Annotated in this window: 31 protein-coding genes; 6 read left to right on the top strand and 25 right to left on the bottom strand. The window is 68.3% G+C overall.

Going from position 1 to position 26,275, the window contains the following annotated elements; translation table 11 throughout:
- Nucleotides 1-4: 4 nt before the first annotated feature.
- From FEZ32_RS11055 to FEZ32_RS11045, 3 genes are all read right to left on the bottom strand, one after another.
- On the bottom strand, nt 5-694 hold the full coding sequence (locus tag FEZ32_RS11055; RefSeq protein ID WP_474391397.1) for a 5'-methylthioadenosine/adenosylhomocysteine nucleosidase: 690 nt from the start codon (nt 692-694) through the stop codon (nt 5-7).
- A 68-nt stretch (nt 695-762) separates the two neighbouring features.
- Nucleotides 763-1,389, bottom strand: a complete 627-nt coding sequence (locus tag FEZ32_RS11050) for an L-threonylcarbamoyladenylate synthase (RefSeq protein ID WP_138680610.1) — start codon at nt 1,387-1,389, stop codon at nt 763-765.
- A 143-nt stretch (nt 1,390-1,532) separates the two neighbouring features.
- Nucleotides 1,533-1,949 (bottom strand): pilus assembly protein TadG-related protein, encoded by a 417-nt coding sequence (locus FEZ32_RS11045; protein ID WP_097798768.1) that lies wholly within the window; start codon nt 1,947-1,949, stop codon nt 1,533-1,535.
- Nucleotides 1,950-2,049: 100 nt separating this feature from the next.
- On the opposite strand from FEZ32_RS11045, the gene FEZ32_RS11040 reads away from it, so the two are divergent.
- Nucleotides 2,050-3,273, top strand: coding sequence for a pyrophosphate--fructose-6-phosphate 1-phosphotransferase (locus FEZ32_RS11040; protein ID WP_028702445.1), 1,224 nt, complete (start codon nt 2,050-2,052; stop codon nt 3,271-3,273).
- A 152-nt stretch (nt 3,274-3,425) separates the two neighbouring features.
- On the opposite strand, the gene FEZ32_RS11035 is transcribed toward FEZ32_RS11040, so the two are convergent.
- From FEZ32_RS11035 to FEZ32_RS10950, 19 genes are all read right to left on the bottom strand, one after another.
- Nucleotides 3,426-4,586: a YhjD/YihY/BrkB family envelope integrity protein gene (locus tag FEZ32_RS11035; RefSeq protein ID WP_051238124.1), complete on the bottom strand. Its 1,161-nt coding sequence runs from the start codon at nt 4,584-4,586 to the stop codon at nt 3,426-3,428.
- A 93-nt stretch (nt 4,587-4,679) separates the two neighbouring features.
- On the bottom strand, nt 4,680-5,249 hold the full coding sequence (locus FEZ32_RS11030) for a MerR family transcriptional regulator (protein WP_028702444.1): 570 nt from the start codon (nt 5,247-5,249) through the stop codon (nt 4,680-4,682).
- A gap of 192 nt (nt 5,250-5,441) precedes the next feature.
- Nucleotides 5,442-5,906, bottom strand: coding sequence for a bifunctional nuclease family protein (locus tag FEZ32_RS11025; RefSeq protein WP_138680930.1), 465 nt, complete (start codon nt 5,904-5,906; stop codon nt 5,442-5,444).
- 43 nt (nt 5,907-5,949) lie between these two features.
- The gene (ftsR, locus tag FEZ32_RS11020) at nt 5,950-6,642 is read right to left on the bottom strand and encodes a transcriptional regulator FtsR (RefSeq protein ID WP_028702442.1); all 693 of its coding nucleotides are present in this window, start codon (nt 6,640-6,642) and stop codon (nt 5,950-5,952) included.
- On the bottom strand, nt 6,642-7,148 hold the full coding sequence (locus tag FEZ32_RS11015; RefSeq protein ID WP_028702441.1) for an FHA domain-containing protein: 507 nt from the start codon (nt 7,146-7,148) through the stop codon (nt 6,642-6,644). Before FEZ32_RS11015 ends, ftsR begins: the two co-directional genes overlap by 1 nt.
- A 105-nt stretch (nt 7,149-7,253) precedes the next feature.
- On the bottom strand, nt 7,254-7,643 hold the full coding sequence (locus FEZ32_RS11010) for a glycine cleavage system protein H (protein WP_028702440.1): 390 nt from the start codon (nt 7,641-7,643) through the stop codon (nt 7,254-7,256).
- A 105-nt stretch (nt 7,644-7,748) separates the two neighbouring features.
- Nucleotides 7,749-8,582, bottom strand: a complete 834-nt coding sequence (locus tag FEZ32_RS11005; RefSeq protein WP_084149238.1) for a DUF881 domain-containing protein — start codon at nt 8,580-8,582, stop codon at nt 7,749-7,751.
- Nucleotides 8,575-8,907, bottom strand: a complete 333-nt coding sequence (locus tag FEZ32_RS11000) for a small basic family protein (RefSeq protein WP_097798763.1) — start codon at nt 8,905-8,907, stop codon at nt 8,575-8,577. Before FEZ32_RS11000 ends, FEZ32_RS11005 begins: the two co-directional genes overlap by 8 nt.
- A gap of 100 nt (nt 8,908-9,007) precedes the next feature.
- Nucleotides 9,008-9,811, bottom strand: a complete 804-nt coding sequence (locus tag FEZ32_RS10995; RefSeq protein WP_126412593.1) for a DUF881 domain-containing protein — start codon at nt 9,809-9,811, stop codon at nt 9,008-9,010.
- A gap of 67 nt (nt 9,812-9,878) precedes the next feature.
- Nucleotides 9,879-11,036 carry a glycosyltransferase family 4 protein gene (locus tag FEZ32_RS10990; protein ID WP_138680609.1) on the bottom strand — a complete coding sequence of 386 codons (1,158 nt, stop codon included), beginning with the start codon at nt 11,034-11,036 and terminating at the stop codon, nt 9,879-9,881.
- Nucleotides 11,033-11,992, bottom strand: coding sequence for an LpxL/LpxP family acyltransferase (locus tag FEZ32_RS10985; protein ID WP_175415780.1), 960 nt, complete (start codon nt 11,990-11,992; stop codon nt 11,033-11,035). The genes FEZ32_RS10990 and FEZ32_RS10985 overlap by 4 nt, the downstream gene beginning before the upstream one ends.
- Nucleotides 11,989-12,612: a phosphatidylinositol phosphate synthase gene (gene pgsA / locus FEZ32_RS10980; RefSeq protein WP_028702436.1), complete on the bottom strand. Its 624-nt coding sequence runs from the start codon at nt 12,610-12,612 to the stop codon at nt 11,989-11,991. Before pgsA ends, FEZ32_RS10985 begins: the two co-directional genes overlap by 4 nt.
- Nucleotides 12,605-13,180: an HIT family protein gene (locus FEZ32_RS10975; protein WP_028702435.1), complete on the bottom strand. Its 576-nt coding sequence runs from the start codon at nt 13,178-13,180 to the stop codon at nt 12,605-12,607. Before FEZ32_RS10975 ends, pgsA begins: the two co-directional genes overlap by 8 nt.
- A gap of 3 nt (nt 13,181-13,183) precedes the next feature.
- Nucleotides 13,184-15,250: a threonine--tRNA ligase gene (thrS, locus tag FEZ32_RS10970; protein ID WP_138680607.1), complete on the bottom strand. Its 2,067-nt coding sequence runs from the start codon at nt 15,248-15,250 to the stop codon at nt 13,184-13,186.
- A gap of 356 nt (nt 15,251-15,606) precedes the next feature.
- Nucleotides 15,607-16,866 (bottom strand): IS256 family transposase, encoded by a 1,260-nt coding sequence (locus FEZ32_RS10965; protein ID WP_138680606.1) that lies wholly within the window; start codon nt 16,864-16,866, stop codon nt 15,607-15,609.
- A 101-nt stretch (nt 16,867-16,967) separates the two neighbouring features.
- Complete coding sequence (locus tag FEZ32_RS10960; RefSeq protein WP_138680605.1) at nt 16,968-18,038, bottom strand: CHAP domain-containing protein; 1,071 nt, start codon at nt 18,036-18,038, stop codon at nt 16,968-16,970.
- 272 nt (nt 18,039-18,310) lie between these two features.
- A complete protein-coding gene (locus FEZ32_RS13675) occupies nt 18,311-18,595 on the bottom strand; it encodes a DUF1345 domain-containing protein (RefSeq protein ID WP_217496597.1) in 285 nt (94 codons plus the stop codon).
- 42 nt (nt 18,596-18,637) lie between these two features.
- Nucleotides 18,638-18,859, bottom strand: coding sequence for a hypothetical protein (locus FEZ32_RS13670; RefSeq protein WP_217496596.1), 222 nt, complete (start codon nt 18,857-18,859; stop codon nt 18,638-18,640).
- 189 nt (nt 18,860-19,048) lie between these two features.
- Nucleotides 19,049-19,846, bottom strand: a complete 798-nt coding sequence (locus FEZ32_RS10950; RefSeq protein WP_028702433.1) for a polysaccharide deacetylase family protein — start codon at nt 19,844-19,846, stop codon at nt 19,049-19,051.
- 28 nt (nt 19,847-19,874) lie between these two features.
- On the opposite strand from FEZ32_RS10950, the gene FEZ32_RS13975 reads away from it, so the two are divergent.
- Nucleotides 19,875-20,039 (top strand): hypothetical protein, encoded by a 165-nt coding sequence (locus tag FEZ32_RS13975; RefSeq protein ID WP_232020951.1) that lies wholly within the window; start codon nt 19,875-19,877, stop codon nt 20,037-20,039.
- Between the two features lie 246 nt (nt 20,040-20,285).
- On the opposite strand, the gene FEZ32_RS10945 is transcribed toward FEZ32_RS13975, so the two are convergent.
- Both FEZ32_RS10945 and FEZ32_RS10940 read right to left on the bottom strand, forming a co-directional pair.
- On the bottom strand, nt 20,286-20,813 hold the full coding sequence (locus FEZ32_RS10945; protein ID WP_301456246.1) for a PH domain-containing protein: 528 nt from the start codon (nt 20,811-20,813) through the stop codon (nt 20,286-20,288).
- 19 nt (nt 20,814-20,832) lie between these two features.
- Nucleotides 20,833-20,979 (bottom strand): hypothetical protein, encoded by a 147-nt coding sequence (locus FEZ32_RS10940; protein WP_232020950.1) that lies wholly within the window; start codon nt 20,977-20,979, stop codon nt 20,833-20,835.
- Nucleotides 20,980-21,197: 218 nt separating this feature from the next.
- Here FEZ32_RS10940 and mce point away from each other — a divergent pair, with 218 nt between their 5' ends.
- Nucleotides 21,198-21,659, top strand: a complete 462-nt coding sequence (gene mce, locus FEZ32_RS10935) for a methylmalonyl-CoA epimerase (RefSeq protein WP_028702431.1) — start codon at nt 21,198-21,200, stop codon at nt 21,657-21,659.
- Between the two features lie 184 nt (nt 21,660-21,843).
- On the top strand, nt 21,844-23,334 hold the full coding sequence (locus FEZ32_RS10930; RefSeq protein WP_028702430.1) for a DivIVA domain-containing protein: 1,491 nt from the start codon (nt 21,844-21,846) through the stop codon (nt 23,332-23,334).
- Nucleotides 23,335-23,377: 43 nt separating this feature from the next.
- Here FEZ32_RS10930 and nucS read toward each other — a convergent pair whose 3' ends face one another.
- Nucleotides 23,378-24,091 (bottom strand): endonuclease NucS, encoded by a 714-nt coding sequence (gene nucS, locus FEZ32_RS10925; protein ID WP_138680604.1) that lies wholly within the window; start codon nt 24,089-24,091, stop codon nt 23,378-23,380.
- 365 nt (nt 24,092-24,456) lie between these two features.
- Between nucS and FEZ32_RS10915 the strand changes: the two genes are divergently transcribed.
- Both FEZ32_RS10915 and FEZ32_RS10910 read left to right on the top strand, forming a co-directional pair.
- Nucleotides 24,457-25,284: an alpha/beta fold hydrolase gene (locus FEZ32_RS10915; RefSeq protein WP_138680603.1), complete on the top strand. Its 828-nt coding sequence runs from the start codon at nt 24,457-24,459 to the stop codon at nt 25,282-25,284.
- Nucleotides 25,285-25,351: 67 nt separating this feature from the next.
- A complete protein-coding gene (locus tag FEZ32_RS10910) occupies nt 25,352-26,023 on the top strand; it encodes a cob(I)yrinic acid a,c-diamide adenosyltransferase (protein ID WP_028702427.1) in 672 nt (223 codons plus the stop codon).
- Nucleotides 26,024-26,275 lie beyond the last annotated feature (252 nt).

The following is a 26,275-nucleotide window of genomic DNA, read 5'->3' as shown; positions in this document are numbered from 1 at the left end:
CCTCTCAGCCGGCGACCAGCATCCGGGCCAGCTGACGGTCCCGCTCGGCGGCCTCGGCCAGGAACGCCGGGAAGTCCTGGACGGCGTCCCCGTCGGCGGAGTCGGAGAGGATCCGTACGACCGCGAAGGGCACCCCCAGATGGCTCGCCGCCTGGGCCAGGGCCGCTCCCTCCATCTCGACGGCCGCCGCGTCGAAGGTCCGGCGCAGCCACTGCACCCTGGCGGGGTCGGCGATGAACTGGTCCCCGCTGGCGATGGTTCCCCGCACCACCGCGTGACCGATGCCGGGGCCGGTCAGGGCCAGTGCGGCGGCGTGCACCCGATCGCTGAGGACCTCGTCGGGCCTCCAGAACCGGGGTTCTCCGGGCACCTGGCCGATCGGGTCGCCGAAGGCCGTGCCGTCGGCGTCGTGCTGGACGAAGCGGTCGCCGATCACGACATCGCCGATCCCCAGTCCCTCGGTCACCGCGCCGGCGACACCGGTGAAGACGATCGAGGAGGCACCGGCCGAGACCATCGCCGCGGCCGCCAGGGCGGCATTGACCTTGCCGATCCCCGACCGCGCCAGGATCACCGGACGGCCCTCCAGACGGCCGGCGATCATCTCGCAGGGCCCGGGAACCACCCGGGCCCCGACGAGGTCGGAGCGGATCAGACGGACCTCCTCGTCCATCGCGCCCAGCAGCCCGAGAATCTGCTCGGACGGGTTCATCGTCCCCGTCCCGCTCACTGGCCCCGTCGTGCTCACTGAGACTGCCCCGCTCACTGGAAGGGTGTCGGGTCGCCGGCGCCCATCCGGGTGATCTCGGCCTCCCCGGAGCTGAAGTCGACGACCGTGGTGGGCTCGGTGCCGCAGTCTCCGGAGTCCAGCACGGCGTCCAGCTCCTGGCCCAGGGTCTCCTGGATCTGCCAGCCGTCGTCCATCGGCTGCTCGGCATCGGGAAGGATGAGGGTCGAGGAGACGATCGGCTCGCCGAGGGCGTCCAGCAGCGCCAGGCTGGTGACGTGGTCGGGGACCCTCACCCCGACGGTGTGCTTCTTGGGGTGCAGCATCACCTTGGGGACGTCACGGGTGGCTCTCAGGATGAAGGTGTAGCGCCCGGGCACCGCCGCCTTGATGGTGCGGAACACCCAGTTCTCCATCTGCACGTACCGGCCGACCTGGGCGAACTCGCTCATCACCAGGGTGAAGTGGTGCTTCTCGTCGAGATCGCGGATCCGGCGGATCCTCTCCAGAGCGTCCTTGTTGCCGAGTCGGCACCCGAACGCGTATCCCGAGTCCGTCGGGTAGGCGATCAGTCCCCCGTCCCGGAGCAGAGCGACCACCTGGTTGAGGGAGCGGCGCTGGGGGTTGACGGGGTGGACCGGATAGTAGTGGGAGTGGGCCATTGCCACATGCTATCGGTGGAGGGCCCCGGGCGGCCGCCAATCAGGATCTCGCGAAGCTGCCGTACGCTCGCGGGACCTGGCACTTCGTGGCGTCCAAGCGCTCCCTGAGACCCCCGAACCCTGGTGCGACCTACCGGTGCCGACTACCGGGGGACCAGCCGGCAGCTGGCCCGGGCGTGCCCGTGCACCGCGTCGACACCGATCGCCGAGAGCACGATGGTGGCCCGGGTGACGCTGACCCGCACGGTGAGCAGATCGCCCTGTCGGCTCACCGTCGCACTCATCGTCGCCCCCGCCGGGGCGGCTGCGGCCACCTGCCGGGCGCGGGCCGTGCCATCCCCCGCCATCCCGACCAGCTGGGCGGCCGAGGCCTCGTCGCAGCCCGCCCGGGAGGCCTGGGCGGCCAGGGTGTGGGCCTCCCGACGGGCGCGGGCCTGCTGGGCGCCGTCGACCGCCAGTCCCCCGGCCAGGATGAGGCAGGGCATCAGCAGGGCGGCCGCCACCGACATGCTGGCTCCGCGCTCCCGGCAGCGCGTCCCGAGCAGGGCGGTGGTGGTCATGGGGACAAGCTCAGCACGTCCGGGCACCTGTTGGGAAGACTCTGGCCACGGTGGCCTAGGCTGGTGCGCGACATCTCACCCGAAGAAAGGTCTCCACACCATGGCCCAGGTCAAGAAGGTCGCCCTGCTCACGGCGGGCGGCTTCGCCCCCTGCCTCTCCACGGCGGTCGGCGGGCTGGTCAAGCACTACACCGAGGTAGCCCCAGACGTCGAGATCATCGCCTACCGGTACGGATACCAGGGGCTGCTCAAGGGCGACTACCTGACGGTCACCGACGAGGTGCGTGCCAAGGCCGATGTGCTGCACCGCTTCGGCGGCTCGCCGATCGGCAACTCCCGGGTCAAGCTGACCAACAAGGAGGATCTGGTCCGTCGCGGCCTGGTGGCCGAGGGCGAGGATCCTCTCAAGGTGGCCGCCGACCGGCTGGTGGCCGACGGGGTCGACGTCCTGCACACCATCGGCGGCGATGACACCAACACCACCGCGGCCGACCTGGCCGCCTATCTCGCCGAGCACGACTACGGCCTGACCGTCGTCGGACTGCCGAAGACCATCGACAACGACATCATCCCGATCCGCCAGTCGCTGGGCGCCTGGACCGCCGCCGAGCAGGGCGCGAAGTTCGCCGCCAATGTGGTGGCCGAGCACAACTCCGGCTCGCGGATGCTCATCGTCCACGAGGTGATGGGCCGCAACTGCGGATATCTCACCGCAGCCACCGCCGCCAAGTACCGGGAGTGGCTCGACGCCCAGGAGTGGGTCCCCGAGATCGGTCTGTCGCGCGAGGCGTGGGATATCCACGCGGTCTACCTCCCCGAGGCCGAGATCGACCTGGACGCCGAGGCCGAGCGCCTCAACAAGGTGATGGACACCGTCGGCAATGTCACCATCTTCCTGTCCGAGGGGGCCGGCCTGGACGCCATCATCGCCGAGCTGGAGAAGTCCGGCGAGGAGGTCCCGCGCGACCCCTTCGGCCACGTCAAGCTCGACAAGATCAACCCCGGGGCGTGGTTCGGCAAGCAGTTCGCCAAGAGGCTGTCCGCCGAGAAGACGATGGTCCAGAAGTCCGGCTACTTCTCCCGTTCGGCCGCCTCCAACGAGGCCGATCTGGAGCTCATCGGTCGCTGCACCGAGCTGGCCGTGGAGTGCGCCCTGTCGGGACGCTCCGGGGTCATCGGCCAGGACGAGGAGGCCGGCGACGTGCTGACCAACATCGACTTCGACCGGATCAAGGGCGGAAAGCCCTTCGATCTCACCCAGCCCTGGTTCACCTCGATGCTCGACGAGATCGGGCAGGGCGCGCCGAAGCCGCTCCAGCACTGAGGGTTGGCGTCGGAGCCCGGCGGGCACCGACGCCAACGGACCACCAGCTCGTACTACAAGGCACTCGGGCCACCAGCGACTCGGGTCGCTGGTGGCCCGAGTGCTCACATCAGCGCCCGACCCTGCGGGGTCGGGCGCTGCTCTCGTTGGGCTCAGGGTGTCTGGTCCTGGCGGTCACGGTTTCGATGACGCAGCCCGGCCCACACCAGAACCGACCCGAGCAGTGCCACCGCACTCACCGCGACCCCGGCCAGGAAGCCGGTCAGTCCGGCACGCACCCGGCGGCCGTCCTCGGCGACGGTCGCCACCACCTCCTGGCCCTCTCCGCTGCCCTGCTCCTCCTCGTGGGTCGTGTCCGGGCCGGACCCCTCGGCTTCGCGCCGCTGAGCCTCCCGGTCGGCGTGGGCGGCCTGCCAGTGGCCCTCCGCGGTCCAAGCTCCCTCGCGCTCCTCGAGGGGAGCATCGGCGTCATGCCACCGGAACGCCACCGCGGGCTGATCGGCGGTGGCGATCCAGGCCGCCACGAAGAGGATGATCCGGGCCAGCAGGTTGAGCACCAGCATCACCACGACAATCGATCCGAAGGCCTGGACGGCGCGGTTGACGCTGACCGCCCGGACCACGATTCCGGCGCCGGTCTGCACCGCCGCAAGACACACCCCGGCAGCCAGTGAACCGCGCAGGATCGCCGACCAGTTGCGCCGCGATCGCGGCAGGATGCCGTACAGGAAGACGAAGAACAGCGCCCCGGCGAGGGTGGAGACGACCAGCCCGGAGATCGTCACGATGACGGTGTGACCCGGCAGCAGATCCAGGCCCAGACGCCGTCCGAGCGCCCCCGACAGGGCCGAGCCAGCCTGGGCGGTGGCGAAGACCACCAGCAGCACCACCAGGACCGTCATGAAGGACAGCATGTCTCGGGCCTTGGAGGCCAGCGGGTTCTTGTCCTCCTTGACCATGCTGAAGGAGGGCTCCCACTGGGCCAGCACCCCCGAGCGGACATCGCCGATCCATGAGACGCCGGTCCACAGGGTGACCAGAATGGTGGTGGCCAGGGTCCCCCAGGATCCCGTGCTGCGCACCGACGAGTCGATCACCTCGGTGACCTTGTGGGCGCCGCCGGTCGACCCCAGCGACCGGATGACCAGATCCTTGACGGCATCGAAGATGTCAGGACGCAGATGAGTCAGCACCACGCTCAGGGTGGCGAAGGAGAAGGCGACCACGGGGACCGCCGCGAGCACCGTGAAGAAGGTGATGGAGGCGGCGAAGTGATTCCCCAGCCGGCTGGAGTAGCGAGCCTGGGCACGCACCAGGTGGGCAATGGGAGGACGACGAAGCGCCCTGTCCGCGGCACTCCTCAGCGTCTCCCTCATCGGCCGGCTCCCTGGCTCAGGACGTCAGTGTCACGACACCCGGCGGGTGGCCCTTCTGCGCGACAGCTCATCTTCGGCATGATGAGCGGCGCCACCGACCTTCTCGTGCGGAAGTGTCGACAGGCAGCCGTTGACGTCGCGCCAGACTCCCCCCAGCGAGATGGCGAACATGCCCTGGCCGGCGCGCAGCAGATCGATGACCTCCTCGTCACGGGTGCACTCGTAGACCGAGACGCCGTCACTCATCAGGGTCACCGTCGAGAGCTCCTCGACGCCATTGGCGCGCAGGTGATCGAGGGCGATCCGGATCTGCTGGAGAGCCACACCGGCGTCCAGCAGCCGCTTGACGACCTTGAGCAGCAGGATATCGCGGAAGGAGTACAGCCGCTGACTGCCCGACCCCGAGGCGCCACGAATCTCCGGGCGGACCAGACCGGTGCGAGCCCAGTAGTCGAGTTGACGGTAGGTGATCCCAGCAGCGCCGGAGGCCACCGGGCCGCGGAACCCGATGTCATCGGGAAGGGGGAAGAAGTCCCCGTCGAAGAGCGCGCTCTGTGCGCATCTGGGCGAGGAGGCCTGTTGAGCCGCACTCTCGACCATCTCGATCACCCTCTGTCCCTGGGCCGATTCGGTACCGTCCCTGTCCCACAGACGCTACGTGGCCGCCGTCCGAGCGAACCGCTGCCACGCCGTGGGGTCTCAAGGATACCCCAGGAATCTCCTCGAAGAACCCTCTGACAAGGCATTTCAGATGAGATCAGAGGGTCAAGTGACACTCTAGGGTTGCCGGGCTCAGTCCTCGAAGTCGTCCGGGCTGACATGGTCGAGGAACTCCTTGAACCTCTCGACCTCATCCTGGGGGGACTCATCGAGAAGGATGCCGAACTCCTCGAGGACCTCCTCGCGGCAGCCGACGGTGACCCCGAGCCGCACTGCCAGGGCGACCATGTCCGAGGGTCTGGCCTGCACGACATGGCCCGGTCGCAGGCGGATCTCGCCCTCCCACACGCCATCGGTGACACTGGTGATGACCATCTGCGGGCTAGGACAGCCCAGCTCGCCCAGCACGGTGACGAACAGGTCGTGGGTCAGCGGTCGTGGGGGTTCAACGTCGTCGATGGCCTGGGCGATCGATGCCGCCTCGGAGGCGCCGATCCAGATCGCCAGATGGCGGCGTCCCTCGGACTCCTTGAGCAGCAGGATGGGCGACTGTGAGATCTGGTCCAGCCGGATCCCGACAACCTCCAGTGCGACCACCATAGGGCCAGCCTACCCGCGGTCGATGGCCGACAGAACGACGTCAGTGCTGGAGCAGGTCGTAGACCATCGCCGCATGCGCGTGGAGCACCAGGGAGGTGATCTCCGTGGCGACCTGATTGGCCCGCTGGGGGTGCCGGGCGTGCGGCAGCACCGTCTGCTCGATCATCCCGGCCTCCCGCTCGGCGGCCTGTCTCATCGCCCGGATGTGACGGGTGTCCATCCCGTACTCGCGCAGCCTGCGGGACGCCACACACACCATCAGCGCCTCCTGGCCGTACCAGTCGTGACCGCGCTTGGTGCGCACCAGCTGATGGCGTTCCAGCTCGACCAGGTGTGCCTCGGTGATCCCACTGGCCCTCACCAACTCCCGCCGGTTCATCCTGATCGGCGCCCGGGGCTGGGGAATCACCGGACCTTGGACTCCGGGCTCCTTGTCGGAACCGGCTCCCGGCGGTGCGGGTTGATCGACACTGGGAGGCTCCTCCCCCCGGTCGAGCATCTCGAGATGCTCGCGGATCACCTTCAGGGGCTGGAAGTTGTCGCGCTGGCAGGTGAGGATGTAGCGCAGTCTCTCGACATCGGACTCGGCGTACTTTCGGTACCCGGAGGGTGCGCGCTCGGGACTCAGCAGACCCTCGGTCTCCAGGAATCGGATCTTCGAGATGGAGAGGTCGGCGAAATCCGGCTTGAGGAGCTTCATCACCTGCCCAATGCTCCAGACCGGGCCAGCCATCAGCGCAGTCCGCTCCCGCCGAGGTGGAAGATCATCCGGAACTTGCCGATCTGCACCTCGTCGCCCTCGCGCAGCGGGGCCGATCCATCCACCAGGGTGCGGTTGACGTAGGTGCCGTTGAGGCTGCCCTGGTCCTCCACGTAGATCCGGCCATCCCTGCGGATGAACTTCACGTGGTGCCGCGAAACGGTGATGTCGTCGAGGAAGATGTCGGAGTGGGTGCTGCGACCTGCCGTGGTGACGTCCTGGTCGAGAACGAACTGGGTGCCGACATTGGGCCCGCGCTGGACGACCAGCAGTCCATCCCCCTCGGGAAGGTCCGCGATGGCGGACAGCGCCTCCCCCGACAGCTCCGGGGTGTCGGCGACGACCTCGTCGGTCATCACCGGGATCACCCCGGTGTTGTCCCCTGGAATGCCCGCCGCGGCACCCAGACGAGCTCCGCAGCGAGAGCAGAAGTTGGCGTCATCCGCGTTGTCCTGCCCGCACCTGAGGCACTTGTTCATCTCGCATCCTCACTCCCGGCCCCTTCCGGGGCCTGTTTTCCCACCCGTCCTGCAGCGGGACGTCTGCCTGTTGCAGTCTGTCGGATCCTCACCACTCCCGCCGCATCAGGACGAGTCGGTGAGAGCATCGTATGCGTCGGCGTCGAGCAGGTCGTCCAGCTCGGAGGGCGCTGTGAGCTCGACCGACATCAGCCAACCGTCCCCGTAGGGGTCGGCCGCCAGGGTCTGTGCCGAGTCGGCGACCACCTGGTTGACAGCGACCACCACCCCGCTCACCGGCGTCTCCACGTCGACGGGCTCATCGCCCGTGTCGATCTCGGCCGCGACATCGCCCCGGGCCAGTTGCTCGCCGACCTCGGGCAGCGTCACGTCGAGGATCTCGGCGATTCCCGAGAGGCCCTCGGCGGTCAGACCGACCCGCACCTCGTCGCCGTTGCCCGGGCGTACCCAGATGTGGTCCACGGTGTACTGGAGATCCTCGGGGGCACCGGCCATCGCAGAAACCTCCTGAGCGTGGTGTCATCGGCGCCTGTCGCAGGTCTGCCGCGGCACGGTGTCGGCCGTGCTGTCACCCAGACTAGCCGCCCACGGCCTCAGGTGTCAGCGGACGGGGCTGGCGTGAGTCATCGGCGCCGGGGTGGCGACCGCGGTGATCCTGATCAGGGTGGATGAGGTGATCTGGACGCTGCCCCCGACCTGAGGCGCCTGGACCTGGGAGACCAGACCGCCGCGGAACCTGGCGCCCTCCTCGAGGGAGTGCGGATCGCCGATGGCCTGGATGGTGATGGGTCGGCTGATCGGGGTGCCGGAGGCGATCACGCTGTCGGCACCGGATGCGAACCAGGTGCTCGCGACCACGCGGACCTTCCCGTTGAGGGAGATCGCCTCGGCCCCCGCGTCGCGGAGCTCCTCGACGGCGTCCAGCAGGATGTCGGAGGTCACCTTGGCGCCGGGATCGGCAATCCTGATGGTGATGCCGGGGCCCTGGACCGGCACGGTTCCGGAGAGCACCTGGAGCTGGGAGAGCCGGGTCGCGGCCTGCTTCTGGGCGGCCTGCCGGGAATCGGCCCCCGACTGCAACTGCCGTTGGGTGTCGCGCAGCTCGGCGAGCTCGGAGTCGAGCTGCCGGGAGGAGGTGGACAGCGAGTCGAGCATGGTGACCAGATCGGCCCGCCGCATCGAGGCGAACGGATCCTCGTCGGCCCGAGACCGCACCTGGGTGACCACCGCGAAGGAGCACAGGCACAGGATGATGGCGACAATGAGCTGTCCGGACGCCGGGTGAGCCAGGTCGTGGAGGATTCTGGCGCGGTGCGAGGGCTTCTGCCGGTCGGTGCCGGGGCCGTCCTGCGTCCCGGAACTCGCCCGCGGTGAAGGGCTGTCCTGAGGCGCGCGGATGTCCTGTTGTTCGGGGTTCTGGTGCGGATCAGGCATGCAGCAGGGCCCGTCGGATGGCTGCGACGTTGGTGAAGATCCTGATTCCCAGGACAACCACGACGGCCGTCGACAGCTGGGAGCCGACGCCGATCTGATCCCCGACCCAGACCATCAGCCCCGCGATCAGGACATTCGACAGGAAGGACACCACGAAGACCTTGTCGGAGAAGGTGTGCCCGAGATAGGCGCGGGCGGCACCCACCAGGGCGTCCAGGGCGGCCACGATCATGATCGGCAGGTAGGGCTGAAGGGTCACCGGGAGGGATGGATTGAGCACCAGGCCGAGAATGACTCCGATGATCAGGCCAGCGACCGCAATCATGTCCGTTCCCTTCCTCGATGGGCACCATCCTGCCATGGCGCGCCACCGGCAGCGTCCCGGGGCGGTGTGCCCACCATCAGTGGGCGAATCACCACGGGGTTCACCGCGGGGTGGCGAGGCTGACGGATCCTGCCCCGGCCGGCAGCTTGAGAGTGCTGGCGGTCGTGATCGACCAGCGCACGCCGAAATTGTCGGCGATGTAGGCCATCCACTGCCCCCCGCCGTTCTGGGAGAGCTTCCCGGGGATCACATTGGGGTCGCCGATCGCACTGACCCGGTAGGGCCGGGTGAGCGAGACGTAGTCCACCGTGATGGCCGATCCGGCGGATCGGACCGCGGTGCGGGTGGTGATCCGGTGACCGTTGACCGAGATCGCCTCGGCACCGGCCTGCCACAGCCCGTTGATGAGCTGGCGCAGGTCCTGGTCGCCGACCCGTCCCTCGTCGGAGCCGTCCGGTGAGTCGTCCAGGAGCACCTGGACGCCGGGACCGACCACCGCGACCTGACCTGCCGCCATGCCCGCGGCCGAGATCCGGGCCGCGGCGGTGCCGGCGGCCGACTGGGAGGCTCGCATCGCATCGACCTGGCGCTGCAGTCGACCGACCGCCGCTTGTTGGCTGGCCCGGTGCGCCTGGGCGGACTGGACACGGTTGATGAGGTCGTCGCGTTCGGCCACCGTGGCCGGCCGCGCCACCGTGGTAGCGCGCCAGGCGCCGCCCAGGAGCAGGCCGGCCAGCACGAGCATGGTGAGGGTTCCGATCAGACCCCGTCCGTGCGGCCGTTCCCGGCCATGGCGGTCCTCGGCCGTGAGGTACTCGGGCTCCATCGCCTCCTGACGCACCTGGCGCAGCAGATCCATGCTGGCGTCCGGGCGCGGCGCATGCTCGGGGGTGGGGCTGCTCATGGTCGCCGCCCGACCGGCCCGGATGTCTCGATCGGTCTCGCCACGTGTCCCAGAATAGTGAGCGGAGTCACCGACGGTTGCGCCGCGACGAGATGGCCGCCCGGTACTGGTCCTCGAGCTGGGGACCGACCGACTCCCAGTCGAACTGCCGGGCGCGTCTCAGACCTCGTGCCGCCAGACCGCTGTCCCCACTGCCGAGGGCCTGGTTGATGGCCCGGCTCAGAGCAGCGGCATCGGCGGGAGGAACCAGCCATCCCACCAGTCCGCGATCGTCGGTGAGGACCTCCCGGAACCCGGGCAGATCGCTGGCCACCACTCTCGCCCCGGCGGCCAGGGCCTCCACCAGCACGATCCCGAAGGACTCCCCCCCGCTGTTGGGGGCGACGTAGACATCGCAGGATCCCAGCACCCGGTCGCGATCGGCATCGGACAGCGGGCCCAGGAACCGCAGGCCGTCGGTGTCGCCGGGCACCGCGCCCGGCCCGATGACCACGGCGTCCACATCGGGATGGCTCAGACGCACCCGGTGCACCGCCCTGCGGAAGGCGGAGAAGCCCTTCCGGGGCTCCTCGAAGCGGCCCAGGAAGCACACCCTGGGATGCTCCCCGCCGCGCCAGGGGGCCGGGGCGGTCCACACCGTCGACAGTTCGGCGGTGTCCACCCCGTTGCCGATGATGACCGGGTCCACCCGCCAGGCGCGTCGCGCCGCCTCGGCCGCCGCCTGCGAGACGGCGACCGCCTCGTCGATGCGGGCCAACGAGGAGGGGGCCAGCCTTCGTGCCACCCGCAGCAGTGTCGAGTCGGCGAAACTGGAGTCCTCGAAGCAGCAGTGGAACGTGGCGACCAGCGGCCGGTCTGCGTTCCAGAGGGCCAGCAGCGAGCTGGACGGGGTGAGTGGCTCGTGGAGGTGGATGACGTCGAAGTAGTGGTCGCTCATCCACGACCTCACCCGGACAGCCGATGCCGCCCCGAAGTTCAGGCGGGCGACCGATCCGTTGGCCGGGACGGGCACGCTGCGGCCCGTGCTGGTGAAGCACTCCGGAGGCAGTCCCAGGCTCCGCAGGGTCCGGCGGTCGGGATGACCCGGGCCGAGCAGGGCCACGACATGTCCGCGTCGGCGCAGCCAGCGCGCCAGCCCGAGGACATGGTTCTGGACCCCTCCGGGCCGGGTGAAGGAGTAGGGGCAGACCAGTCCGATGCTGAGCCAGTCGTCGGCCCTTGTCACTGGCCGGTCCCGGCCGAGTCCGGATGCATGGCCCTATTGTCTGGGATCACAGGGCCTGGGATCACAGGGTCTGGGAAGAAGGGTTGGAACATGTGCCAGTCGCACACCTGGTCGCGAATCTGGGCGCTGAACCACTCCGCCAGCCGTTCGGTGAGCTGGCCGACCCGCTGCCTGCTGGTCTCTCCGGCGGCTGGTTCCAGGATCGGTGAGAACTCGATGTGCATCCGGTCAGGGCCCCGGTAGCTGCACGCCGCGCCGATCAGTGCGGCGCCGGTGAGCACCGCCAGGTGGGCGGGCCCGGGGGGCATCGAACCGGGGACCGGGCCGTCGGCGGTCGCCCAGTGAACCGGGGCACCGCCACCCGACAGGTCGCGGTCGGCGACCAGGCAGACCAGCCGGTGGCCAGACAGGTCCTCGACCAGATGGCGCACCGTTCCTGGCTCGCGGTAGCCGAGGACCCGCATTCCCAGACGCTCCCTGGTTCGCACGAACAGCCGGAACTCGGCCTCGGGAAGGTGCTCGGCGACGGTGGTCACCGGCATGCCGCGCCGGGCCACCCAGGCTCCGGCCAGGTCCCAGGATCCCATGTGAGGCAGGGCCACCAGCGCGCCCCGGTCCCGACAGGCCCTGCGCAGCGCCTGCAGCTGGGCCGGATCATGGTCGACCGTGGCATCGATGCGCTCCCCCGACCAGCGGGGCAGCTGCATGGAGGTGACGGTGGTGCGCATCCACGACACGACCGCGCGGCGGGTCTGGGCGGGAGACGGGCGCTGCCCTGTCATGGTCTGCGCATTGCCCCGCCACCGCTGCACCCCGGCAGTGGGGAACCGGGCCAGCACCGACCCGGCGAGTTGGGCCCCGGGACGCCAGACAGAGTCGGGGAGATGGCCGGCCAGGCCCAGCGTGGCGGCCGACAGCCGGCCGCGGCCGGAGTCGGATCGATGGCCAGGGGTCACGAGGTGACCTGTCGGCGCACCGCGGCCATCCGCTGTCCGACCGTCACGGCTCCTGCCAGACTGAGGTAGCACAGCCCGACAGGCAGTGCCCAGGTGAACCAGTGAGGAAGGACGCCGACACTCGCCAGACCGGTGAGCTCGGCCCCCAACAGGGTCACCAGGAGTCGGTCGGAACGGGTGGCCAGACCCATCGACGCCGTCTTTCCCAGGGACTCGGCCTTCGCCCTCACATAGGAGGTCACCTGGCCGAGGATGAGCGCCACCAGTCCGGCCCCGGCCCACAGCCTGGAGTCGCCCGGGCCGGTGTAGTACAGCACCAGTCCGGCGAAGATCGCGCCGTCGGCGAGCCTGTCCAGGGAGGAGTCCAGGAAGGACCCCCACTGGGAGTGCCGACCCATCTGGCGGGCCATGTTCCCGTCCAGGGAGTCGGAGAAGATGAACAGGGCGACCAGCAGGGAGCCCTGCCACAGCATGCCCAGAGGGAAGAAGACCAGGGCCATCGCGATGGCCCCGATGGTTCCCGCCCAGGTGACCATGTCCGGGGTGACGCCAAGGCGGATCAGCAGCGCCCCGATCGGGTGCATGACCTTCTGCCAGCTGGCTCTGAAGTGCTCAAGCATGGGTCTCCCAGGCCTCGGCGAGCAGCGCCCGCCCGTCCCCCAGCAGCTGGGGCACCGCCCGAGTGCCACCGATGATGGGCAGGAAGTTCGTGTCCCCGATCCACCGCGGGACGACGTGCTGGTGCAGGTGGGCGGCCACCCCGGCGCCACCGGGCGCCCCCTGGTTCATCCCCAGGTTGAATCCCTGCGGGTGGGAGGTGGCGGTGAGCACGCGGATCGCCGACTGGCTGAGCTCGGCCATCTCGCGGGTCTCCTCGGCAGTGGCATCCACATACCCTGCGACGTGGCGGTAGGGGCACACCAGCAGGTGTCCGGGCGAGTACGGGTACAGATTCATCACGACATAGCAGAACTCGCCGCGGTGGACGATGAGGGACTCCTCGTCACGGTGCGACGGGGCCCGGCAGAACGGACAATCCTGGCCGGCCCGGGCGCTGGCCGGCTTGTCCTGCCCGCCGATGTAGGCCATCCGGTGGGGTGTCCACAGCCGACGGAAGGGATCGGGCACACCGACCTCGTCGTCGTCGAACTCGATCCGGACCTGGTCGGCGTCGTGGTCTGCCGCCATTCCTCAGGCCTCGGACTGGCCGAGCACCGACTCCGCGTTGGCGGCGGTCGGGTCGTCGTTGCGCCTGGCCCTGGCCCAGCCGTCGATGATGGCGACCGCCCGGTCCATCGGGACCCCGTTGAGCTGCGAGCCGTCGCGGAAGCGGAAGGAGACCGCCCACGCCGCGACGTCCTCGCCGCCGGCGATCACGATGAACGGCGACCGGGTCTGGGTGGCGTTGCGGATCTTCTTGCCGAACCGGTCGGTGGACTTGTCGATCTCCACACGCAGCTCGGCGGCGCGCAGCCGGGCGGCCAGTCCGTCCAGGTAGGAGTCGAACTCCTCGGCGACCGGGACGGCGTGGACCTGGACCGGCGACAACCACACCGGGAAGGCTCCCGCGTAGTGCTCGGTGAGGACTCCGATGAACCGCTCGACGGAGCCGAGCTTGGCGGAGTGGATCATCACCGGACGCCGGCGGCTGCCGTCGGGAGCGGTGTACTCCAGCTTGAACCGCTCCGGCTGGTTGAAGTCGTACTGGACCGTCGACATCTGCCAGGTGCGTCCGATGGCGTCCTTGGCCTGGACCGAGACCTTCGGGCCGTAGAACGCCGCGCCGCCCGGGTCGGGCACCAGGTCCAGTCCGCTGGACTCGCAGACCTCCTGCAGGATCCGGGTGGCCTCGGCCCAGTCCTCGTTCGAGCCGATGAACTTGTCCTGGTTCTTGCCCTCGGCGTCACGGGTCGACAGCTCGAGGTAGAACTCCCCCAGTCCGAAGGCCGAGAGCACCTCGTCGAAGAACCCGAGAAGGTTCTTGATGACCTCGGGAGCCTGCTCGGGGGTGCAGTAGATGTGCGAGTCGTCCTGGGTGAACCCGCGCATCCGGGTCAGCCCCTGGACAACCCCGGACTTCTCGTAGCGGTAGTCGTGGCCCATCTCGAACAGTTTGATCGGCAGATCCCGGTAGGAGCGACCCCGGGACTTGTAGATGAGGTTCTGCATCGGGCAGTTCATCGCCTTGAGGTAGTACTCCTGGCCGGCGCGGGTGATGTTGCCCTGGTCGTCGCGCTCCTCATCGACGTTCATCGGGGGGAACATCGTCTCGGCGTAGTGGGGCAGGTGACCCGAGGTGTGGAAGACGCCGCCCTTGGTGATCTCAGGGGTGTAGACGATGTCGAATCCGCGCTTGAGGTGCTCGGAGATGATGAAGTCCTCGATGATGTGGCGCAGCATCCCTCCCTTGGGGTGGAACACCGCCAGCCCGGGCCCGATCTCCTCGGGGAAGCTGAACAGGTCCAGCTCGGCACCCAGCTTGCGGTGATCGCGGCGGGCCGCCTCGGCCATCTGGGTCTGGTAGGCCACCAGATCGTCCTTGGAGGCCCAGGCGGTGCCGTAGACCCGCTGCAGCTGATCGTTGGCCTGGTCGCCCTTCCAGTAGGCCGCCGAGGACTTCGTGAGCGCGAACCCGTTGCCCAGGTACTTGGTGGAGGGCACATGGGGTCCGCGGCACAGGTCCTTCCAGGCGGTCTCGCCGTCGCGCCGCACGTTGTCGTAGATCGTCAGCTCGGAGCCGCCGACCTCCACCGAGGCGCCCTCGGCCTCGTGGCCGCCCTTGGAGTCGACCAGTTCCAGCTTGTACGGCTGGTCGGCGAGCTCGCGGCGGGCCTCCTCCTCGGTCACCGGACGCCGCACGAACCGCTGGTTCTCCTTGACGATCTTCTTCATCCGCTTCTCGAGATCCTTGAGCAGCTCGGGGGTCACGGGATCGATGTTTCCGAAGTCGTAGTAGAAGCCGTCGGTGATGAAGGGGCCGATCCCCAGGTTGACCTCGGGGAAGACCTGCTGGACGGCCTGGGCCATCACGTGGGTGGCCGAGTGACGGATGATGTTGAGGCCGTCGGGACTGGTGGCCTCCACCGCCTCGACGGTGGCGTCCTGGCTGATCGGGCGCTGAAGGTCCTCGAGCTCGCCGTCGACCCTCATCGCGACGACGGAACGATCAGATCCGAACAGGTCGAGGCCGGTCGTCGTAGTGTCCACCTGTCGCTCCTCGGAATCTCCGGATCGCTGAACGGTGATGGTGAAGGACACGATGACGTTCTCTCTCTCGACGCGCCCGGACAGGGCCGGGTGGAATGTGACATCGGCGGGCCCGCGGGTACCCGCGGCCCGGACCGACCTTGTCTATCATGCCCGAAACCACCAGAAGGATGCTCATTGGGTCATCCCCCGACAGCGGTGACACGGCTGGCATCGGTGCGCACGTCATCCCCGACGATGGGGCCGTCCGGGCAGGTGACCGGTCCTGCGGACCGGTCACCTGCCCGGTTGTGCTGGTCACGACCTACCGGTCAGACCCCTGGGGGGTCATCAACCGCGCCAGGACGTCGGGGCGTGGTCAAGTCCCTGGTAGTGGTGTATCCGTTTCGTGATCTTTCGATACGGGGTCAGGCTGCCAGTTCGGATGGGATGGGGTCTGCTCCTTCCAGGTGCGTCTGGTCCGGGCCGTCGGGGTTGTGAGTGCCTCGTGAGCGTTCCAGGACCTCCAGGCCCAGGTAGCGCCGGCCCTCGGCCCACTCATCGGTCTGCTCGGCCAGCACGGCCCCGACGAGCCGGATGACGGCCTCCCTGTTGGGAAAGATCCCCACGGCATCGGTACGCCGCCGGATCTCCTTGTTCAGCCGCTCCTGAGGATTGTTCGACCAGATCTGGCGCCACACGTCGACCGGGAAACTCGTGAACGCCAACAGATCGGCCCGCGCGGCGTCCAGATGGGCATGGACCTGGGGAAGCTTGGCCTCCACATAGTCCAGCAGCCGGTCGAACTGGGCGTCGACGGCGGCCGCGGAGGGCTGGTCGTAGACCGAGTGGAGCATGGCCTTGACCGCCGGCCACAGGCTCTTGGGGCACACGCTCATCAGATTGGCCGCGTAGTGGGTCCTGCACCGCTGCCAGGCAGCCCCGGGCAGGTTCGCCGCGATCGCCTCCCTCAGCCCGGCATGGGCATCCGAGGTGACCAGCCGCACCCCGGACAGGCCCCGGGCCACCAGATCGGCGAAGAACGTGTTCCAGGCCGGCCCGGTCTCAGCGGTGGCGACCTGGAGGCCCAGGACCTCCCGGTGGCCGTCCGCGTTGACCCCGGTGGCAGTCAGCACGACCGCGTTGATGACCCGTCCGGCCTCCCGGACCTTCATCGTCAGGGCGTCAGCGGCCACGAACGTGAACGGGCCCGCCTCGCCCAGAGGCCTGTGGCGGAAGGCCTCGACCTGGGCGTCGAGGTCGGCGGCCATCCTGGAGACCTGGGACTTCGACAGGGAGTCGATACCCAGGCTCTTGACGAGCTTGTCCATCCGGCGGGTGGAGACCCCGGCCAGGTAGGCGTCGGCGACCACGGTGATCATCGCCGACTCGGCGCGCTTGCGCCGCTCCAGCAGCCACTCGGGGAAGTAGCTGCCCTGGCGGAGCTTGGGGATCGCCACGTCCACCGTGCCGACCCGGGTGTCCAGGTCGCGGTGACGGTAGCCGTTGCGCTGGACGAGGCGGTCGGGGTCGGGGCGGCCGTACTCCGCGCCGGCGACCTGGTCGGCGTCGGCTGACAGGAGCATGTTGATCATCGTCTGCAGCAGTGAGCGCAGCAGGTCCGGGGAGGCCTGGCCCAGGGCTTGGTCCAGGACCCGCGTCGGGTCGACAATATGAGGAGCGGTCATCGTGGTTGTTCCTTTCGAGTGAGAAGTAGAGAGCTTTCTCGAAGGATCACACGGTGACCGCGCTGCCGTCCACCACGAAGTCGCGGAGGCCGACGGGTTGGTCACCAGCGGGTTACACCACCATAAGGGGCACTACTCGGGGCGTAGGCCCAGCCGAGGTACACGGCTCCGTGGGATGGGTTCAGCGTCGGCATCAGCTGCACGGTGCTTCCACCGCCTCTCAACCCTCGATAGGACCGAGAGACCCCGCCACTCACAAAGGTGCCGTTACCGACAGCAATATCGACGTGACCATTGCCCTGATCCGTCGAACTGCGAGAGAACACCAAAGCACCCGCTGGGGCAGTGCCGCCGTGAATCTGATTGGCACCGCGCAGGGCGGAGTAGAAGGAGATCGCATTCGAGTATCCGAGGGCGCTCTTTCCGTAGGCATTGGCGACGAAGGCCCCGCACAGGAAGTCGTACTGCTGAGAGCCGACCTGACTCAGAGCCCAGGACACGGCGCGCTGTTCTCTCGAAGAGGAGGCGGGAGTGCCGGGTTGACCGCACTGAGGGCCGACCTGGCCGGAACTACCGGTCTGAAGATCGACATCGGCGACCCAGTAGCCATCTCTGGTCCGGTACCACAGACTGTCCCAGCCACCAGAGATGTACCTGCTGAAGTATCCCTTCACCGACTGACCTCTGGCCCAGCAGACGAGCCCCAGGGCACTGTACTGCTGATAGGTCCCGGCCTGACCAGTGTTGAGGCCCGGCCCGGCCATCCGCTGGGTGGTCACCATCGGTACCCCCACGGGCCCGGAGGGGCACTCGGAGGTGACGGGGTTCTGTGAGTAGGTCTGGATGTCGACGTCGGCCACCCAGTGTCCGTCGTCGACCAGGTACCACAGACTGTCCCACCCTCCGGGGATCCACCTGCTGAAGTAACCCTTCACAGACTGCCCGTGGGCATAGCAGATGAGGTTCAGATGCCTTCCCGCCGCGTAGGTGCCGACCTGTCGAGAGTTCAGCGTCGCGGCCGACATGCTCTGGGTCGTGGTCATCACGGTGTTGTTGGTGGTGGCGGCCCTGGCCGGGGATGCGCCGACGGCTTGAAAGCCGATCAGTCCGAGGGCGAGGCTCACCAGCATGATCACTGCCGATGACGAACGATGAGAATGCAGTTGTCTCACAATGTCCTCCTGTGGGTTGAGTTCCTGAGGACATCGTGAGCGCCCCCCGAACGCACGTCGATCCCCTCATCGGGGGACAAGTGTTTCTGCTGGACTGGTGGCATTCTTCTTGTGATGCTCTCCCTCCAGTGCGACCGGGGGCGCGGACAACTCAGAGATCCGCATCATGCTCGAAGCACGATTGCCGGAAACGCGATCCCGAACGGTGTTCGGAATGTCAGGCCGCGCAGGAATCCCGGGAGTCCAGGACCTCGTGATGGCCTGAGTCGTCCTCACAGCCCGGAGGTGAAGACCCCGGTGACCACATTGATCGCACTGGCGAGGATGACCAGGGCGAAGAGATAGGACAGCAGGCAGTGCCTCAGGACCACCGCCCAGACCCGCGAGTTCGTCACGGCGGTGTCGGAGACCTGGTAGGTCATCCCCAAGTTGTAGCTGAAGTAGTAGAAGTCGCGGTAGGACGGAGGGTCGTCCTGGTTGAAGTCGATCCCGCCGGACTCGCGGGTGCCGTCCGGTCCTGTCCGGTAGTACTCGTAGGCGTACCGGGCCGCGTACATCGCCGTGCAGACCGAACCACTGCATGAAGACCACGGCCAGGGTCAGCGCGGCCGCTGCGACCCGCTTGCCACCGGGTCTCCGACCCGTCCCAGCAGAAGGGTCGCTGTGACACCGGCCACGATGAGGGCCACGATCACGATCTCCTCGGCCACCGGCCGGAACTCCTCGCGACGGGCATGCTCCCTGGTGCCTGCTGGCCCGATCGGCCACAGCGCCAGCCAGTTCGCCACGGCGAACCAGACCGACTGGGCCGTGAGCCCCACAGCAGCCCCCAGGCCCGCCCCCGAGCCATCCGGTCAGCCCTCCGACGACCAGGCCGGCCACCACGGCCGCCACCATCCGGGACACCGCCCCGTGGGCTCCGACGGGCTCACGGCCCTGTTGCGAGTGCACCACCCGTCTCCTCCTTTGCCCCGGTGGCCCGACACCGCCCCCCGGGGAACGAGTCCGTCTCAGCTGATGATGCCGAACTGGTAGTGCTGGGACTTCAACCAGGCGATGATGCTCGGCATCGCCTCGGCGGTCCGCTCCTTGTTGTCATGGTTGAGCAGCACGACGACCCGCGGGTTCCCGGCCTCGGCGATGGACTTCTTGACCATCGCCAGATAGCCCGGGACCGTTGTCGGCATCTGCGCATCGGCGTCCCCGCTCATGGCGTTCCAGTCGATGGGAACGACACCCCGACGGGCCAGCTCCGCATCGGCCTGACCCAGATGGCTCCACGACATGTGGCCACCCGGGTAGCGGAACCCGGACTCGGCGTATCCCGACCCGAGAATCGCCCTGGCCTGAGCCAGTGCCCAGTCGTAGTCGCAGGCCACGTGGGTGGCCCGCTGGGCGGCGTCGCCCTTGAACAGATACCGGTAGTCGTGGCTGTAGGAGTGCACTCCCAGGCCGTTGCCGTCCCTCAGGGACCGTCGCAGCAGGTCCACGGGGACCCCCTGCATCTGAGGAGTGATCATGAAGAAGGTGGCCGGCACTCCGCCCTTCTCGAGATTCGTCAGCTCCTGCGCCGTGACGGTCTTGTCAGGCCCGTCGTCGAAGGTGAGGAAGACCAGCTTGCGACCCTTGGGGGCGGTGGCCGGCCTGGTCATCCACTGGTGCACCTCGGAGGCAGGATAGGTCCACCGGTCGGCGACTTTGGAGTGGTTGGTACCGCTCTCCAGTTCCGGCAGGTCAGCCACCACCTTGTCGGGTGCCCTGAAGGTCTTCCACTGCGAGGGCGGGGCGGCGCAGGAGGGATCTGTCACCGGTGCTCCGACTCCGTGCGGACCTGTCGTGACCGACGGCGATCCGGTGGCTGAACCGGAGGGACGGGGGGATCCACCGGCCGATGTGCTGGCAGCGGGAGTGGTCGCGGGGGCTGTCGCCGTGGTGCTCGAGGAGCAGCCGGTGAGCGCCAGGGCCGCCACGGTGAGTGCTCCGACCAGCGCCGACAGCTGAGTCCGTGCCCGACCTGGACGGGAGGGGGTGGGGCGAACTGGGTGCGACTGGACCGAGTGCAACCGGACTGGACGTGACATGTGTGCCTTCCTGACCGTCACCTGAACGCAGATGACGACACCACACTATGCCGCTGCTGAGAATCATTCTCTCCTGCCCCGGAGCAGTCCCTCCCCTCCCCCGCCGGGCACAGCGACGGCGACAGTGTTCACCCGATCCCCACGTCGTCACCGGGCAACGGCCGGGTCAGCGCGGGTGGGCCAGATTGGTCCGCAGGCCGGCCATCTGGATGACCCGCTGAATGATCAGATCCCGCTGCTCGGGTCGCCCGACGTAACGGATCACCCTCAGCCCCTGGTCCTGGGCGGCGGACTCGAAGATGAAGTGACCGAACCCGAGCAGTCGCCCGAGGAAGGGCTGCTCGACCGAGATGTCGAGGATCCGGGTCATCGGCATGGTCGCCAGGTGTTGGTTGAACACCCCGTGCACCCGGAACACCCGCATGTTGGTGATGACGAATCGATCCATGTGGACCCGGAACATCCTCACCACCGCCCACACGTCGATCACCAGCCCCAGCAGCAGGAACAACCACCACGCGGCCCCGGTGACAATCATCGCGAGGAAGCACACCACACTGGCGGCCAGTCCGCAGATCGGCAGGACGAGTGTCCACCAGTGTTTGACGACCTCATCGATGATGAACTCGCCCTCGCTGGCGAGCAGGTGGCGGTCCACCTCGGGATCGACGAACCGCCGCAACGTCCTCAGCACCGAAGGCACGGCACCAGGGTCATCGTCCCAGTGCCCTGATGAACCCGAAGATCCCACTGAAGAATCCACGGACCACGTCGGCGGTGCCCTCGGGGTCGGTGAAGATGTAGTAGAGGGCGAAGGCCACCAGGAACACCGCGATGGTCGTCGTCAGGAACTTCTTCACGTTCGTCTCCTCGGCTGAGGATCCCGGCTCTCGGGATCGAGGCATGTCGCCACACGTGCTGACGCACTCTCCCAGACATGCTGACCTACCGACCCGCCCCCGCGCCAGCCGCAACGCCGGGCGTGTCGCACATCCCGCCGTGCGGGCCCCGCACACCCCCTTGTCCCAGCCCGCACCCCGGTGTCGATCTTCACCGGGAGGGTGGAAAGATATGAGATATGGAGAACTTCAACAACGATCCTTTCGCGTGCATCGACCACGTCGGCTACGCCGTCAAGGACATGGACGAGGCCATCAAGTTCCACACCGAGGTGCTGGGCTTCCACGTGCTGCTGCGTGAGAAGAACCCGGGTCACGGCGTCGAGGAGGCGATGATCGCCACCGGTAAGCGCGGCGAGGAGAGCACCGTCGTCCAGCTTCTGGCGCCCCTCGGCGAGGACAGCACCATCGCCAAGTACATCGCCAAGAACAAGAACATGATTCAGCAGGTGTGCTACCGCACCTACGACATCGACAAGACGATCGCCACCCTCAAGGAGCGCGGCGCCCGGTTCATCTCCGATGAGCCCTCGCTCGGCACCGCCGGTTCCCGCGTGGTCTTCCTCCACCCGAAGTGCACCGGTGGAATCCTCGTCGAGATCACCGAGCCCCCGGCCGGTGGCATGCCCTACAAGGACTGAGATCGGCGACGCAGCCATCTGACCGACGGCGGAGGATCCCTCGCGGATCCTCCGCCGTTGTCCGTCTGCACGGACTCCCTGGCCAGGTGTGGTCAATGATGTCCACCCCAGCCCGTCACGGCCGAACCTGCGGTCCACATTGGTAGCGTGGGGTCCGTACAGATGGCATCGGAAGGAGTCCGTGGTGAGCGATCCAGTCACGCCTGGAAGCGAGGATCCCGGCGACGAGGAGACCGGCCTCAATCTCTTCGACGACAGCGCGAGCGCCGCAGGCAGCTTCGCCCACGCGATGTGGGGTTATGACCGCACCAGCGTGGACAACTACGTCCGCGAGATCGAGCAGCAGGTCAGTACCCTCAAGCAGCTCACCCGCCATCTGCGCCATGAGGTCGCCAAGGCCGAGCAGGAGGCCGACAAGTCGGACTTCGCACGCCTGGGGTCTCACGCGACCGGCATCCTCACCGCCGCCGAGACCCAGGCCAAGGATCTGGTGGCCAAGGCCGGCAACGAGGCCGAGCGGATCAAGGAGGAGGGACGCCGGGTCGCCGCCGACCTGCGCTCCGCCGCCCAGACCGAGGCGGACGACATCCGGGTGGCAGGACTGGCCAATCAGCGCGAGCTGCGCGACCAGGCCACCAAGGAGGCCCGGACCTCGGTCGACGAGGCGCGTCAGCAGGCGACCACCATCGTCGCCCAGGCCACCACCCATGTCGAGTCGATCATGAATGACGCCAAGGTCCGTGCCGAGGCCACCCGTCAGAACGCCGAGGCCCAGGCCCGGCAGATGATCGAGGGAGCCCAGAAGGAGGCGGGCGCGCTCACCTCGAAGGCCCGCCAAGACTCCGAGCAGGCCGTCGGTGCCGCCAAGCAGGAGGCCGCGAGCACTCTCGAGAAGGCTCGCCAGGAGGCCGGCAGCACCCTTGAGGCGGCCCGGCAGGAGGCCGGCGCCGCGGTCGAGAAGGCCCGCAAGGAGGCCGCCAGCACGCTCGAGAAGGCCCGCCAGGAGGCCGCTCGACTCACCTCGGCGGCCAATGACCAGGCGACGGCCACCACGACCAAGGCCGACAAGCAGGCCGCCGCGACGCTCGGCAGTGCCCACGAGGAGGCCGAGCGGATCGCCACCGCGACCAGGACGAACCACGATCAGGCGGTTGCCAAGCTCAACGAGCTGCAGGACAAGGGAGCGGCTCACATGCAGGCGGCCACCAAGTCCCTGGAGGAGGCGACCGTCAAGGCGGAGAAGATCCGCGAGGAGACCCTCGCCGAGACCGAGAAGGTGCGTGCCCAGGCGGCTCGCGACGCGGAGAACCGGATCGCGGTCGCCCATCGCCAGGCGGCGATGATGAAGGAGCGTCTCGAGGAGCAGTACGCGTGGCGCAAGGAGCAGCTCGAGCGCGAGGTGGCGGCCCTTCAGCAGCATCGGGAGGCGGTCCTCGCCCAGCTCGGCAATCTGCGCGAACTGGCCGGGGAGGCCGGCAAGGACTTCCCGGGTACCGATCCCTTCGACACCGAGGGCCAGGACGACACCAAGGCCGGGAAGACCTCCGGCACGCCGGCCTCGGACCGATCCGCCAAGGACCAGCCGGGGACCGCGAAGAGCGACGCCGACAAGACGATGATCCGCCCGGCCAAGCAGCAGGCCGGCGAGGACGAGCCCACCACCGTTCTGGAGTAGTCAGCACCGTTCGGGAGTGGTCGCCACCAGTGCGGGGGGCCGGTCAGAACAGCCGGTCCTCCGGGTGGTCCATCCCGCGCAGGGCGTCGTAGTCGACCGTCAGGCAGCTGATCCCGCGGGTCTGGGCCAGCGTCCGGGCCTGCGGTTTGATCTGCTGTGCGGCGAACACTCCGTCGACGTGGTCCCCCAGCAGATGGTCGCGGTTCATCAGGTCGAGATATCGAGTCAGCTGCTCGACGCCGTCGATCTCACCGCGGCGCTTCACCTCGACCGCCACGTAGGTGCCCTCGGCATCACGGCACAGCAGATCGACCGGGCCGATCGGCGTCATGTACTCCCGCCGGACAACCGTCCAGCCCGCGCCGAAGGTCTCCGGGTTCTCGGCGAGCAGTTCCTGCAGGTGCGCCTCGACGCCGTCCTTCTGGAGACCCGGGTCCGCGCCGAGGTCCTCGGTGGCATCCAGATCGACCTCACCGATGAGGATCTGCAGGTGATCCCCGCCGGGTGAGTCCACCTCCCACACCTGGCTGATCCGCGAGTCGACCGAGTCCACGGCGGCGGCCTCGTCGGCGGCCGGTTCGCGCACCGTGAGGGTGCACGGCGGGCTCATCCAGTTCAACGGCTTGTAGGCGCGATCATCGGCATGGACGCTCACCGAGTGGTCGGCCTTGACGATGATGAGTCGTCTGGCCCAGGGCAGATGGGCGGTCAGTCGCCCGGTGTAGTCGACCTGGCACTCCGCTATCACGAGTCGCACGAGAGGCGATACTACTGCCCCCGTCGTCCGCCCCGGCGCTCATCAGAGGTGACCCCTGCCGGCCCCGCTATGATCGCAGGCATGGGCCGTCACAAGAGTCGCAGTAGCAGAAGGCTGCGACAGATCCGGCCCCTGGAGCCCTCCTCGCACGCCCACAGCGAGCAGAAGAGGGACGGCGCGCACGTGGTGCACAATGTCCCAGCCGACCGGGCGGTCAAGACGTACACCTGCCCTGGTTGCCTCCACCCCATCCTCCCGGGGACCCCTCACATCGTCGCCTGGCCCCACGAACCGACCGGTTTCAGCACCGACTCACCGGTCTCCCGACGGCGTCACTGGCACACCGGCTGCTGGAGATCGCGATCATGACACCCACACCCGCCACGACCGAGCTGCATGCCACCACCATCGGGAACGGCGCTGAGACCGTCGTCTGGTGCCATGGGGTCTTCGGCCAGGGAAAGAACTTCACCAGGGTCGCCAAGGACCTGGTCGCCACCGATCGCGACCGGTGGCGCTGCGTCCTGCTGGACCTGCCGAACCACGGTCGTTCCGGATGGACCAGCGAGATCTCCTATCCGCAGATGGCCGCCAGCGTCGCCCGGTCCATCCGCGAGCACTCCCCCGACCGCCCGGTTCACTTACTGGGTCACTCGATGGGCGGCAAGGTCGCGATGCGCACCGCTCTGGACTTCCCCGAGCTGCTCGCCAGTCTCGTCGTGGTGGACATGGCCCCGGTCGTCTCGCCGCTGAACCTGCGATTCGATCCTCTCACCCGAGCCATGGAGGCACTGGATCTCTCCTCGTTGCGGACCCGTACCCAGGCTGAGGCACAGATGTCGGTCGGCGTGCCGGACCCGGTGATCCGCCAGTTCCTGCTGCAGAATCTGCGCCACGACGTCCATGCCCCGGCCGGTCACCAGTGGCACTGGCAGATGAACCTGGACCTGCTCGCCAGCCAGATGGACCAGGTCGCCCAGTGGCCCGACACCCGGGGACGCCACTGGGACGGACCGGTGCTGTGGATCAGCGGTGGGGACTCCCACTACGTCCACCCCGAGCACCAGGCGGCGATGGCCGCCCTGTTCCCACGGGTCCAGCGGGTCCGGGTCAAGAACGCCGGCCACTGGGTGCACGCCGACCAGCCGGAGGTCTTCGTGCAGGTGCTCCACCGCTTCCTCGAGAATGTGTGACCCCTGTCCCTGAGGCTGTCCACCGCGCCCACGGGTCTGCGGGAGGTGACCTCGTAAGCTGGGGCCCATGGTGACTCTCTCTCGTATCTACACCCGTACCGGCGATCACGGCACCACCCGGCTGGTCGACAACTCGGTGGCGGCCAAGACCGATGTCCGCGTCGAGGCCTACGGACTGGTGGACGCCGCCAATGCCGCGATCGGCCTGGCACTGGCTCTGGACCGCGGTTCAGATCCCGAGGTCGGTACCGTCCTGGACAAGCCGGTCCGCGAGGCCCTCGGAATCATCCAGAACGAGCTCTTCGACGTCGGCGCCGACCTGGCCAACCCGCTGGTGGCCAATCCGCAGTGGGAGCCGCTGCGCACCGTGCAGTCCAGTGTGGACCGGCTCGAGCACTGGTGCGATGAGTTCGGGGACGCCCTGCCCACCCTGCGATCCTTCATCCTGCCGGGGGGCAATCCGGTCGGGGCCCAGCTGCACGTCTGCCGGACCGCCGTGCGCACCGCCGAGCGGGCCGCCTGGAGGGCGGTGGAGACCTACGGCACCCAGACCTCCGAGGACCCGAAGGTCACTCCGGGCGGGGTCAACGAGTTGGCGATCACCTATCTCAACCGCCTCTCGGACCTGATGTTCATCCTCTCCCGGGCGGCCAACCGCGCCAGTGACGGGGCCAGCGACGAGGTGCTGTGGGTTCCCGGTGGGGAACGCAACGCCGAGGCCCCCAAGCGCCACCACTGAGCCTCACTGAGGCCCTCCGAAGAGCTGCGCCGCGAGCGTGTCCGGGAACCCCCGAGCCCTGTTGCCGACTCGGGGGTCCGGCACGTCCCCGAACGCAGAAATGCCCCGGTGACGTGACCGGAGCAGCAGTACAGCGGGGGTTCGGGCAGTGAGGGGGGTTCAGGAGTTCAACGGTTCGGCACGAGCGGTTCCGTGACAGTCGGGGCAATGGTTGTCCGGGAGACAGCAGGCGGGCCAACAGCAGTCGGTGGA

The organism is Acidipropionibacterium jensenii, from assembly GCF_005890135.1.
GTDB lineage: Bacteria > Actinomycetota > Actinomycetes > Propionibacteriales > Propionibacteriaceae > Acidipropionibacterium > Acidipropionibacterium jensenii.
Note: the sequence above shows the minus strand (reverse complement) of the source record. Positions and strands in the feature narration are given on the sequence as shown.